This window comes from Tenacibaculum sp. MAR_2010_89 (assembly GCF_900105985.1).
Lineage (GTDB): Bacteria > Bacteroidota > Bacteroidia > Flavobacteriales > Flavobacteriaceae > Polaribacter > Polaribacter halocynthiae.
On sequence record NZ_FNUB01000005.1, the window covers coordinates 2,023,478 to 2,036,011 of the forward strand.

Below are 12,534 nucleotides of genomic sequence, written 5' to 3' on the forward strand. Positions count from 1 at the left end.
ATGAAAAAGATTTTATTAACGATAAGTATTATAATCTGTAGCGTAAGATTAGTAGCGCAGGAAGTTGAGTTACCTCAATATGTAAGTCACTTAGCAGATAACCCATTCCTAATATCACCAACATATGCTGGTATTGGGTCTGGATTACAAATTAGACTGAATGGAGTTAGTCAATGGATTGGTGTTGAAGGCTCTCCTGATACCCAATCTGTAACAGTTGAGGCGAGATTAGCTGATAGATTTGGAGGTGGATTAACTATTTTTAATGATAGAAATGGTTTTACAACGCAGCAAGGAGCTAAATTATCTTTAGCAAGTCATTTAACATTAAGTGATTTTCATGATAGTTTTTTATCTTTTGCATTGAGTTATAGTTATATCCAGTTTGGTATTGATACCTCTCAAAATAATACCTCACAATCTTTAGCAAATAGATCTGTAGGTAATTCAAATTTTGATGTTGGAATGTTATACCGTTATGAACGCTTTAGCATAAGTGCTAATGTTTCAAATTTATTAGATAAAAAAGTTAGAGATTTTAATTCAAGTGAACCAAAAGTATTAAGAAAATACACGATGTATTCATCGTTTACTTTTGATAAAATAAGTAGAAATTTTGAGCTAGAACCATCTCTTTTAGTTGAGTATCGTGAATTTGATAAACGTTCAAGAACTGATTTAAATATTAAAGCAAGAAAAGGAATTAGAGACGGATATGTTTGGGCAGGATTGAGTTATACTTTTTTAAATGATCAATTTTTTGTACCAAATGCAATAGCACCATTATTTGGATTAAAAAAGAGTAATTTTTATGCCTCTTATGGTTTTAGTATTAATATGAATAAAACACAAGACTTTAACTATGGTACACATATGATTACAATTGGATTTGATTATGAAAGAAGACCTAGTTTAGCTCGTTGTACTCAAAAAATGATGATTTTTTAATACAAAATAAAAATAATTTTAAAAATCCTCAAATACATTCATGTACTTTGAGGATTTTCTTTTTCTTTGTTCTTAATGGAAAATACTAACGATAAATCAATAAATCTTAATAAATATATTAGTAGTACTGGTATATGTTCTCGACGTGAAGCAGAAAAATTTATAAGTACTTCGAGGGTTACCATAAATGGAAAAGTTGCACAGTTAGGGAATCGTGTTTTTGAAGGTGATTTGGTTAAAATTGATGGAAAACCATTAAAATCAAAACCTAAAACTATATATATCGCTTTAAATAAACCAGTAGGTATTGTTTGTACAACTGATAGTAAAGAAAGAAAGAACATAGTAAAGTTCGTAGGTTATCCTCAAAGATTGTTTCCTATTGGACGATTAGATAAACCATCTGAAGGACTTATATTTCTTACCAATGATGGAGATATTGTAAATAAAATTCTTAGAGCTGGTAATAATCATCAAAAAGAGTATGTTGTTACTGTAAATAAAACCATTAATGAGCGTTTTATTAAAAGAATGAGTAATGGAATACCCATTCTAGGTACAGTAACAAAAAAATGTAAAGTTGAACAAATAAATGATACAACTTTTAAGATAATTTTAGTTCAAGGATTAAATCGTCAAATTAGAAGAATGTGTGAGTATTTAGATTACGAAGTAGTTAAACTAAAGCGCACACGAATTATGAATGTTTCCTTAGGTAAATTAAAAAGAGGAGAGTGGAGAGAGTTAACATCCCAAGAAATGGATGAAATTACTAAGCTAGTAAGTACATCTTCTAAAACTCAAGAAATATCAAAAGAACCTAAAAAGAATCAAAATTTAAAATCAGGAAAAAGAACAAATTTTAATTCTAAATTTGGGAGAAAGAGAAATAAATAGAACTTATAAAATAAATAACAATAAGAAACTTTTAACTTTCTACTTTACAACATTAAACTTACATGCTTATCTTTGCCAACTATGCAATTTGACTTAAAAATAACTGATCCAAAAAGTAAAGCGCGTGCAGGAGTAATAACTACTGATCACGGAACTATAGAAACTCCAATATTTATGCCTGTAGGTACAGTTGCTACAGTTAAAGGAGTTCATCAATCTGAATTAAAGGAGCAAATAAATCCTGATATAATATTAGGAAATACATACCACTTATATTTACGACCACAAACAAAGATCCTTGAACAAGCTGGAGGGTTACATAAGTTTATGAATTGGGATCGTAATATTTTAACTGATAGTGGAGGATATCAAGTATACTCTCTTTCTGGAAGAAGAAAAATAAACGAAGAGGGAGTAAAGTTTAAAAGTCATATTGATGGCTCTACACATTTTTTTACACCAGAAAATGTAATGGAAACACAACGTACAATTGGAGCGGATATTATTATGGCTTTTGATGAATGTACACCATATCCGTGTGATTATAATTATGCAAAAAGATCAATGCATATGACGCATCGTTGGTTAAAAAGATGTATTAATCATTTAGAAAAAACACCTTTAAAATACGATTATAATCAAACTTTTTTTCCAATAGTACAAGGGAGTACTTATAAAGATTTACGAAAACAATCTGCAGAATATATTGCTTCTGTAGGAGCAGAAGGGAATGCAATTGGAGGTTTATCTGTAGGGGAACCAGCAGAAGAATTGTATGCAATGACTGAGGTTGTTACAGAAATTTTACCTGAAGATAAACCTAGATATTTAATGGGAGTTGGAACTCCAATAAATATATTAGAAAATATAGCTTTAGGAATTGATATGTTTGATTGTGTTATGCCAACACGTAATGCTCGTAACGGAATGTTGTTTACAGCGCATGGAAGTATAAATATAAAAAATAAGAAATGGGAAAATGATTTTTCCCCTATAGATGAAATGGGGATTACTCATGTAGATACTATGTATTCTAAAGCATATTTAAGACATCTTTTTGCATCTAAAGAAATGTTAGGTAAACAAATAGCATCTATACATAACTTAGGGTTTTACTTATGGTTAACCCGCGAAGCAAGAAAGCATATTTTAGCAGGAGATTTTGTTGAGTGGAAAGACAAGATGGTAAAACAAATGGACAAACGTTTATAATTTGAAATTATTAGATAGGTACATATTAAAACGTTATTTGGTAACTTTTCTGTTTACCTTACTTATATTGATACCAATAGCGGTTGCTATTGATATTGCTGAGAAAATAGATAAGTTTTTAAGAAATGAAAGCTTAACATTATTTGAAGTTGTAAATGATTATTATGTAAATTTTATAATTTACTATGTTAATACATTTATGCCATTAGCATTGTTTATAGCTGTGATTTTATTTACATCTAAGCTTGCTAATAACACTGAAATAGTTGCTATTAATAGCTCACAAATATCGTTTACTAGATTTTTATATCCATATTTTGTTGGTGCTACTATTATAACAACAGTTGCACTTTTAATGAATCATTTTTTTGTGCCATCTAGTAGTAAAACAAGAAGGACATTTGAAAAAAAATACCTATCAAGTAGACATTATGTTGATAATTCTATAAGGGACTTTAGTTTACAATTAAATGATAGTACTTATGTTTTTATACAAAGATTTAACTTAGAAAGAAATTCGGGATACAATTTCTCAACTGAAACTTATAAAGGAATTCAATTAAAATATAAATTAACTTCAGAAAATATAAATTGGGATAAAAACGATAGCGTTTTTAAATTATATAATTGGAAAATACGTAAAGTACTAAAAGATAGAGATATTATTTCTTCAGGAAATAATATGGATACAACTTTTGCATTTACACCTAAAGATTTTAATTATAAGTCTATTGTTGCCCAAGAAATGGGATCAAATGAGCTGATAGATTTTATTACCATATCTAAAAAAAGAGGTATTAAAAATTTAAACGCTTATTATGTTGAGCTGTATAAAAGAACTAGCTTACCTATTGCTTCATATATTTTAACTTTAATAGCAGTAGCTTTAGCATATAAGAAAAAAAGAGGAGGAATTGGAGTTAATTTAGCTTTTGGTTTAGCTATTATGTTTGTGTACATATTTGTTTTAAAAATAGCTGAAGTTCTTGGTGCTGTTGCCGATGCAAATCCTTTAATAAATGTTTGGACGCCAAATATCATATTTGGTATTTATGCGATATACTTATATATAAATGCAAGAAAGTAAACTTAAGCATTATTTACTATTACATTTTATAGTTTTTATTTGGGGCTTTACCGCTATTTTAGGAGCTTTAATAACTATTAATGCTGTACCATTAGTTTGGTTTAGAATGCTACTAGCTGTTATTTTTATAGCTATTTATTTTATTGTAAAAAAGAAGAGCTTTAAAATAGAAAAAAAGGCAATTTTAAAATTTGTAATCTCAGGTTTAATAATAGCATTACATTGGATAACTTTTTTTAAAGCAATAAAAGTATCAAATGTATCAGTAGCTCTAGTAACTATGAGTACAGGAGCTTTTTTTACTTCATTAATTGAGCCTGTTTTTTTCAAAAGAAGAATAAAAGCAATTGAAATCTTACTAGGTTTATTGGTGATTTTTGGGTTATATATTATATTTAATTTTGAAAGCAAATATACTTTAGGAATTATATATGCATTGATTTCCTCTTTTTTGTCTGCTTTATTTTCAGTATTAAATGGATTATTTGTAAAAAAGTATGAAGCAGACTTAATATCATTTTATCAACTACTTTTTGGCGTTTTAGGTGTTACTGTATTTTTGATTTTTACAAATCAATTTTCATTAGAATTTTTTAGTTTACCATTGTCAGATTGGTTTTATCTATTATTATTAAGTAGTATTTGTACTGCTTATGCTTTTATAGCCTCCGTTCACGTAATGAAATATTTAACTCCATATACAGTAATGCTAACTATTAACTTAGAGCCCGTATACGCTATAATATTAGCTTTAATTATTTTTGGAGAAAAAGAACAAATGAATATAGAATTTTATTACGGAGCTGCTATTGTTTTATTTGTAGTATTATTAAATGGTTTACTGAAGAATAAAAGAGCTATTGAAAAAAAAATAAGAACAAAAAATAAGTAAAAAAGAGTTAGTAATAATATAACTGTGCAAATTTTTAGTATGTTTGCTTTTACAAACAACTGATTAAATAAGTAGAAAATCAAACTATACACAATGGAATATTTAGATTTTGAAATGCCAATTAAAGAATTAGAAGATCAATTGGCAAAATGCTTTGATATAGGAAAAGAAAGTGATGTTGACGTTACAGAGACCTGTAAGAAAATTGAAAAAAAATTAGAGAAAGCTAAAAAAGATATATATAAAAACTTGACACCTTGGCAACGAGTACAATTATCACGCCATCCTAATAGACCTTATACTCTAGATTATATTAAAGCTATTTGCGGAAATACTTTTATGGAATTACATGGAGATAGAAGTGTTAAAGATGATAAAGCAATGATTGGTGGTTTAGGTAAAATAGGTGATCAATCGTTTATGTTTATCGGACAGCAAAAAGGGTATAATACTAAAACACGTCAATATCGTAATTTTGGTATGGCTAATCCTGAAGGATACCGTAAAGCTTTACGGTTAATGAGAATGGCTGAGAAATTTGGTATACCTGTAGTAACATTAGTAGATACTCCAGGTGCATATCCTGGTTTAGAAGCTGAAGAAAGAGGTCAGGGTGAAGCTATTGCTCGTAATATACTTGAAATGACTCGTTTAAAAACTCCTGTAATAACTATTATTATTGGAGAAGGAGCATCAGGAGGAGCAGTTGGTATTGGAGTAGGAGATAGAGTGTATATGATGGAAAACACATGGTATACTGTAATTTCTCCTGAGTCTTGTTCATCAATATTATGGCGTAGCTGGGAGTTTAAAGAACAAGCTGCTGAGGCATTGAAATTAACTAGTGATGATTTGAAAAAATTAAAACTAATTGATGGAATAATTGAAGAACCAGTTGGTGGAGCACATTCAGACAGAAACGGAGCTTATGAAGCTGTAAAAAACCAAATTTTAACTGCTTTTGAAGAATTGAAAGTGTTAGATAAAGTTGAGTTGGTTGGACAAAGAATGGAAAAATATGCTAATATGGGAGTATATAAAGAGTAATTTTTTTCCTAAATTATATATAATAAAAGAGCATCTTAAATTTATAAGATGCTCTTTTTTATAAAAGTAATTTTAGAATTAAATAAAAGTTAATAAATATCCTAGAAAAGAGCTTCCTAAAACAATAAAAGCACTATTTAATTTTTTAAATAAAAAAACAATAAGTAAACTAACTATCGCTATTAAAGTTGTTCTCCAATCTGTGATAGTATTTTTAGCCATTTCTAAACAAACGGCTATAATTAAAGCTACTGCAGCTACATTAACGGTATCTAAAATATTTCCTATTACTTTTGATTTTCGCATTTTAGGAATTAATGGGTTTAGTATTAAAACAAGAAGGAAAGAAGGTAGAAATATTCCAAATGTAGCAGCTAAAGCTCCTAAAAAACCATTCATTTGCCACCCTATAAAAGTAGCTGTAGTTAAAATTGGCCCAGGAGTTATTTGTCCTACAGCAATAGCGTCTAGTAAGACTTGTTTAGTAAGCCAACCATTAGCTACTAATTCTGAGTCAAGGAAAGCAAATAATACATAACCACTACCATAAAGTATTGCTCCAATTTTAAGGAAAACTAAAAACACACTTAAAGTTGATACTTTGGTTTCTGTGCTAAATTGCATAATGAATAAAGGAATAATGCTGTTTAAATAATTATTATTTCTTTTAATAAAAAATAATAATACACCTAAAATAGCAGCTCCAAAAAGAACAATAATTTCATTTACTCCAAACAAGCATGCTATTATTGCTAAAATACAAAGTAAGGCTAACAGTTTACTTTTTATAGCTTTTTTACTTAATTTATAAGCTGCCATTAAAATTATTGAAATTACAGCTGGTTTTATACCATAAATAAAAGGATTGATATCTGGTAATTGGCCATATTCTTGGTAAAGCCAAGCAAAAACTCCAGTAATTAAAGCTGCAGGAAAAATAAAGCAAATCCCAGCAACAAATAATCCTTTCCATCCGGCTCTTTCATGTCCACAATGCATAGTCATTTCGGTAGAATTAGGGCCTGGAATTAAATTAGTAGCACCTACAAGATCTAAAAAATGTTCTTGAGTCATCCATTTTCGTTTTGTAACAACTTCATCTTCCATCATTGCTATATGTGCAGCTGGTCCACCAAATGCAATACATCCTAGTTTAAAAAATAAAGTAGCTACTTCTTTTAAGTCTTTTTTTTGTGATACTGTTTTATTTATTTCGCTCAAAATATTTTGTTATATAGCTAAACTAGTTATTTTACACGATTGTAAAAAGATAATTGATAGTTTGGTAATAAATTTGGTTGAGTAATTTTTATTAAATCTTTTAAAACAAGGTCTGGACGTACTGGAGATAATTCAAAATATATTAAACCACCAGTTTCACCTTTATTGTGAGCAATAGAATATAAGTTGTTGTTTATAAAAGCATCAAATTCTTTGTAATGAATATTGGCAGTTGTTAATTGTGTTTTTGTTTCATACAGTCCACAATTAAACCAAAAATTTGCTTTTTTCCCTTTATCTAAAACCTCTTCAAAACTAAGTTGTAAACTACCTGTTCCATTCGTGTCTTTCCATAAATAATTAAGATTTGCGTCTTTAAAATACGATGAAAAAAAACTTTTTCCTGCAGGAACATTCCAAACATCCTTAAACATACTGCCCGAAATAACAGTGATATTTTTATTATTTTCTTTGGCAATATTCTTAGCTTTTAAATATTCTGCTTCTATTTTGTTAAAAATACTATCGGCTTCTTTTTCTTTGTTAAGTAAAGCACCAAAAAACTTTATCCATTCTGCTCTACCTAAAGGAGTTTCTTCTAGCCAATCTCCGTTAAAAACTACAGGAATACCTGCTTTTTTTATATTCTCATATAATTTATTGTTTGGGTGTAATGAAAAACCAACAACAAGTTCAGGGTTTAAGTCCATTAATTTTTCCGTATTCATACTTTGCTCAGAACCTAATTCGATTACTTTTCCTTGCTTAATTCTATTTCTAGTTTTTTTAGAAGATATATATTGGGTATTAGGAAAACCTACTAAAGCGCTTTCTGAACCTAATAATTCTAGCATTGGAATGTGCGTAGTACTAGTAACTACCAGTTTTTTAACTGGCACTTTAATTTCATTTTTATTGTTTTTAGAGTTACTAAGTATGTAAGAAAATTGTTTGCTTGACTTTTGAAATACCTTTTTTATAATTAACTCTTTATAACCATTTTTAGTAATAATTTCAAAACCTTTAGCATATTTTAATACGCTTATTTTATCTGTTTTTTTAATACTTTCTTTTTGATTAGATGATTTACATTGAATTAAAAAAAAAGATATTATATATAATAATAAAAATTGTTTCATAATATTTTAAACTAAATTTAGTTTTATAATAGCACCATAAGCAAGTTTTAAATCAAAGGATTTTTCTAATGGTATATTGTTTATATATGACCAAATACTTCTAATCACTCCTGCATGAGTAACTATTATAGCCTTTTTTGTTTTATTTTGTTTCACTTCTTTTAAAAAAGATGTAGTTCTTTGATGTAAATCAATATATGATTCTCCATTTTTTGTTGGAACATTAACGAAATCGTTCATCCAAATATCTAAATCCACTCTATTAATTTCATCCCATTTTTTTAGTTCCCAATCACCAAAGTTCAATTCTTTTAATCGATTGTCAAAAGTAATTTTTGTAGTTAATTCTTTTGCTAAAATTGCACAACGTTTTAATGGACTACTATAAAAAGTTACATTTTCATTGTTCACAGGCATTTCTTTTAAAATAGGCTTAATTTCTTCTAAAAAAGAATCTCTAATGTTAATATCTGATTGACCATAACAAATACCTTTTGCTATATCAGGTGTAGTATGCCTTATTAAAATAATTTCCATAAACTTAAAATAGATAAATAAAAAATAACTTCAGAAATTTGTTGTAAGGCACCAGCACAATCTCCAGTTTGTCCGCCAATCCATTTTTTAAAAAAATGTCCCATGTAAAGAAAAGTAACTAACAATGGAAGTAAGGCTAAAAAGATTATATTTTTTTGAAAAAAAAGTAAAGGGAGTACACCAAATACACCTGATATGATTAGTGATTTGGTACTCATTTGTTGGGTAGTTGGTTTTACTTTAGAACTATCAATATCTCTAACATATTCGTGAGTATAGAGTAATAAAGTAGCTATAAATCGACTAATACTATGTCCAGAAATAATAACAATAATAAGGTTAATTGATAGGTCTTGTAAATGATATAAAGCTAGAAATTTTAAAGCTAAAATAAATATTAAACCACTTACTCCAAAAGTTCCTAGTCTAGAATCTTTCATAATCATTAATATTCTTTCCTTAGTCCACCCACCTCCAAAACCATCACATACATCTGCAAACCCATCTTCATGAAAAGCACCTGTAATCCAAATAGATGTTATCATACTTAGTATGATAGCAATATCCTGAGTAAAAAGAAAAGAAGTAATAAAATATGATAAGGAAGCTATTGAGCCAACTAATATTCCTACTAAAGAAAAGTATCTACTACTTTTATTTAATATTTCAGGAGAGTGATCAACCCACTTAGGGCAAGGTATTCTAGTGAAAAATAGTACAGCTGTTAAAAAGTAATGAATTTGATTTTTCATGTTTTAAGCTTCAGAAACGTTTGCACTTTTAAAAGTAGCCATTTCATTTAAAAAGTTTACACTAGATTTAATTATGGGAAAAGCAACAGCACATCCAGTTCCTTCACCTAATCGTAAGCCTAAATTAATTAGAGGTGTAGCGTTTAGATAATTTAACATTTTTGTATGGCCTTGCTCTCCAGATGTATGACAAAAAATACAATAATCTAAAATATTTGAATTAAGTGCATTCGCAGCTAATAAAGCAGAAGTAACAATAAAACCATCAATTAGTATTGTCATTTTTAATGAAGCTGCCTCTAACATGGCTCCACACATCATAACAATTTCAAACCCACCAAAAGAAATTAAAGCATCAATGGGAGTATTTAGTGAGTTTTTATGAAAATCATATACTTCTTTTAATGTATTTATTTTAGTTTTTAAACCTTCATCATTTACTCCGGTACCTCTACCAACACATTGTTCTATAGGTGTATTTGTGAAATAACTCATTAAAAGCGATGCTGAAGAAGTGTTTCCAATTCCCATTTCTCCAAAACCTACAATATTACAACCTTCACTGTATATTTTTCGTACAAGTTTTTTTCCTTTAGTAAACGCTAATTCACATTCTTGTAATGACATGGCTTTTTTTAAACTATAATCAGCTGTTCCTTTAGCTATTTTTGCGTTGATTAATTCAGAGTTAGTTTCAAAATCGGCATTAACACCTGCGTCAATAATTTTTAAATTAATAGAATTTTGTTTACAAAAAACATTGATAGCTGCCCCTCCATTTAAAAAATTAAAAACCATTTGTTGTGTTACTTCTTGAGGGTATGGACTCACCTTGTTTGTTTTTGCGATACCATGATCACCCGCAAAAACCATAATAGTAGGTTTTGATAGAATTGGGGTAGAAGTGCTTTGAATTAACCCTATTTGTAAAGCTATGGTTTCTAATACTCCTAATGCTCCAATTGGTTTTGTTTTATAATCTATTTCTTCTTGAATAGTATTTTGTGATTTTTTAGAAAGAGTGGGTATTATTGTATTCATTGAGTTTATTTTAACGTTAAAGGTAGTCCAGAAACCATAAAAATAGCTTTATTAGCATGTTTTGAAATGTATTGGTTGGTCCAACCTTGTAATTCAGTAAATTTTCTACCTACTTCAGTTTGAGCATGCAGTCCCATGCCTATTTCATTAGAAATGATAATAATGTTAGCATCTATTTGAGCTAACTTATTTATTTCTTTTTTTGCTAATTCTAAACTTAACTGCACATCGTTTTTTGTATCTAGATAAAAATTGGTAAGCCATAAAGTAACACAATCTATAACTACAGTTTGTTTTTCAGAAATAAAGGTACTAATTAATTTTTCTTCTTCAATAGTTGTCCAACGATCATCTCTGTCAGAAATGTGTCTTTCAACGCGTTCTTTAAAATTATCATCCCAAATACGAGAGGTTGCAAGGTATATTGGAGTATCAGATAAAGATTCAGCAAGTTTTTGAGCATAACTGCTTTTTCCTGAACGTTCACCTCCTGTTATATAGTAAATCATAGATATGTTAAATAGAGAAGACAAATATTGCAAAGATTTTTAATAAAACGAAGATTAAAGTAAATTACTATTTACTTTTGTTTTTTTTAGATAAAACAAACAAATGATTGTATCCTCTTTTATGCCAGCAGTAACCCAAATGATTTACGACATGGGGTTGCAAAATTATTTAAATGGAATAACTTTTGAATGCCCTAAAATAGCATTAAAAGAAAAAGAAGTTGCTGTTCGATATAAATTAGAAGGAAAGGAATTAACCAGTAAAGAAATAACTGATATTTTTTCAAGAACTAAAGCTGAAGGAGGTACTTTGTACTATGTAGATGAACCTATTCTTAAGAGTATATCGCCTGACCTTATTTTTACGCAAGATGTATGTGATGTTTGTCAAATAGATACAGAATCTGTTGCAAAATCAGCTTACAAGTTAGCGAAGCACCCAAAATTAGTTTCAATAACACCAAACTCTTTAGAAGATGTTTTTAATAATGCTTTGACTATTGCAAGAGAAATGAACCAAGAAAGTATTGGAATTAATTATGTAAACGGATTAAAAGAAAGAATATATAATATTGTAGATATTCAAAGGATACATAAAATACAATCTAAAAGTGTATTATTATTAGAATGGATTGACCCTTTGTTTAATTGCGGACACTGGATTCCTCATCAAATAGGATATGCTGGAGGGGTAGATTTATTATCACATCCATCTGGAGATAGTATAGTTATTTCTTGGGATAAAATTGTTAAGTATAATCCTGAAGTGTTAATTATAGCACCTTGTGGTTATGGAATAAAAAGAACTCTTGAAGATATGAAGTTTTTAGAAGATAAAAAAGAATGGAATACTTTAAGAGCAGTGAAAAATAAAAAGGTATACATTGCTGATTTTGCTATGTTTACTCAATCATCAGCAAGTACTTTAGTAGATGGTATAGAGTGTTTGGCCCAAATGATTCACCCTAATCATTATACTATTGCTGATGAGTTAAAAGTTAAATTTTCAAATTATTACAGCTAAGTTGTTGTAGGTATGTAATAATAGAATACATTTGCCATTATTTTTGGTTTTTCTTTAACAATTAATTAAAGGAAATTAAAAGGGAATTCGGTTAAAAACCGAGGCTGTTCCCGCAACTGTAAGCTAATAATATTGTAATTAATCTTTACGTCACTGTTTTATTTTAAATGGGAAGACAAATTACAATAAGCAAGCCAGGAGACCTGCCAAATAATATTGATGTAAATC

Annotated in this window: 13 protein-coding genes and 1 riboswitch; of the genes, 7 read left to right on the forward strand and 6 right to left on the reverse strand. The window is 28.7% G+C overall.

The features are described 5' to 3' along the window. The 6 genes from BLV71_RS12295 to BLV71_RS12320 all read left to right on the forward strand — a co-directional run bounded on the left by BLV71_RS12295 (window position 1) and on the right by BLV71_RS12320 (window position 6,083). Window positions 1-948, forward strand: a complete 948-nt coding sequence (locus tag BLV71_RS12295) for a PorP/SprF family type IX secretion system membrane protein (RefSeq protein ID WP_093870837.1) — start codon at window positions 1-3, stop codon at window positions 946-948. 75 nt (window positions 949-1,023) lie between these two features. Then, complete coding sequence (rluF, locus tag BLV71_RS12300; protein WP_093870838.1) at window positions 1,024-1,845, forward strand: 23S rRNA pseudouridine(2604) synthase RluF; 822 nt, start codon at window positions 1,024-1,026, stop codon at window positions 1,843-1,845. Between the two features lie 81 nt (window positions 1,846-1,926). Next, entirely contained in the window at window positions 1,927-3,057 is a 1,131-nt protein-coding gene (tgt, locus tag BLV71_RS12305) for a tRNA guanosine(34) transglycosylase Tgt (protein ID WP_093870839.1), read from the forward strand. A 1-nt stretch (window position 3,058) separates the two neighbouring features. Continuing rightward, window positions 3,059-4,144 carry an LptF/LptG family permease gene (locus BLV71_RS12310; protein ID WP_093870840.1) on the forward strand — a complete coding sequence of 362 codons (1,086 nt, stop codon included), beginning with the start codon at window positions 3,059-3,061 and terminating at the stop codon, window positions 4,142-4,144. After that, entirely contained in the window at window positions 4,131-5,036 is a 906-nt protein-coding gene (locus tag BLV71_RS12315) for a DMT family transporter (protein ID WP_093870841.1), read from the forward strand. Before BLV71_RS12310 ends, BLV71_RS12315 begins: the two co-directional genes overlap by 14 nt. Before the next feature lie 93 nt (window positions 5,037-5,129). Further along, window positions 5,130-6,083 carry an acetyl-CoA carboxylase carboxyltransferase subunit alpha gene (locus tag BLV71_RS12320; RefSeq protein ID WP_093870842.1) on the forward strand — a complete coding sequence of 318 codons (954 nt, stop codon included), beginning with the start codon at window positions 5,130-5,132 and terminating at the stop codon, window positions 6,081-6,083. A 78-nt stretch (window positions 6,084-6,161) separates the two neighbouring features. Here BLV71_RS12320 and chrA read toward each other — a convergent pair whose 3' ends face one another. Genes chrA through BLV71_RS12350 form a run of 6 tightly spaced genes read right to left on the reverse strand, consistent with a single transcriptional unit; the run spans window position 6,162 to window position 11,282 of the window. After that, complete coding sequence (chrA, locus tag BLV71_RS12325; RefSeq protein WP_255405192.1) at window positions 6,162-7,304, reverse strand: chromate efflux transporter; 1,143 nt, start codon at window positions 7,302-7,304, stop codon at window positions 6,162-6,164. 26 nt (window positions 7,305-7,330) lie between these two features. After that, on the reverse strand, window positions 7,331-8,443 hold the full coding sequence (locus BLV71_RS12330) for an ABC transporter substrate-binding protein (RefSeq protein WP_093870843.1): 1,113 nt from the start codon (window positions 8,441-8,443) through the stop codon (window positions 7,331-7,333). Window positions 8,444-8,449: 6 nt separating this feature from the next. Next, window positions 8,450-8,980, reverse strand: a complete 531-nt coding sequence (gene cobC, locus BLV71_RS12335) for an alpha-ribazole phosphatase (RefSeq protein WP_093870844.1) — start codon at window positions 8,978-8,980, stop codon at window positions 8,450-8,452. Continuing rightward, window positions 8,965-9,732 (reverse strand): adenosylcobinamide-GDP ribazoletransferase, encoded by a 768-nt coding sequence (locus BLV71_RS12340; protein ID WP_093870845.1) that lies wholly within the window; start codon window positions 9,730-9,732, stop codon window positions 8,965-8,967. The genes cobC and BLV71_RS12340 overlap by 16 nt, the downstream gene beginning before the upstream one ends. Window positions 9,733-9,735: 3 nt before the next feature. Continuing rightward, window positions 9,736-10,773, reverse strand: a complete 1,038-nt coding sequence (gene cobT / locus BLV71_RS12345) for a nicotinate-nucleotide--dimethylbenzimidazole phosphoribosyltransferase (protein ID WP_093870846.1) — start codon at window positions 10,771-10,773, stop codon at window positions 9,736-9,738. Window positions 10,774-10,778: 5 nt separating this feature from the next. Then, window positions 10,779-11,282 carry a bifunctional adenosylcobinamide kinase/adenosylcobinamide-phosphate guanylyltransferase gene (locus BLV71_RS12350; RefSeq protein ID WP_093870847.1) on the reverse strand — a complete coding sequence of 168 codons (504 nt, stop codon included), beginning with the start codon at window positions 11,280-11,282 and terminating at the stop codon, window positions 10,779-10,781. 103 nt (window positions 11,283-11,385) lie between these two features. On the opposite strand from BLV71_RS12350, the gene BLV71_RS12355 reads away from it, so the two are divergent. Then, a complete protein-coding gene (locus BLV71_RS12355) occupies window positions 11,386-12,306 on the forward strand; it encodes an ABC transporter substrate-binding protein (RefSeq protein WP_093870848.1) in 921 nt (306 codons plus the stop codon). 27 nt (window positions 12,307-12,333) lie between these two features. After that, window positions 12,334-12,532, forward strand: a riboswitch (cobalamin riboswitch). The last annotated feature ends 2 nt before the right edge of the window (window positions 12,533-12,534 follow it).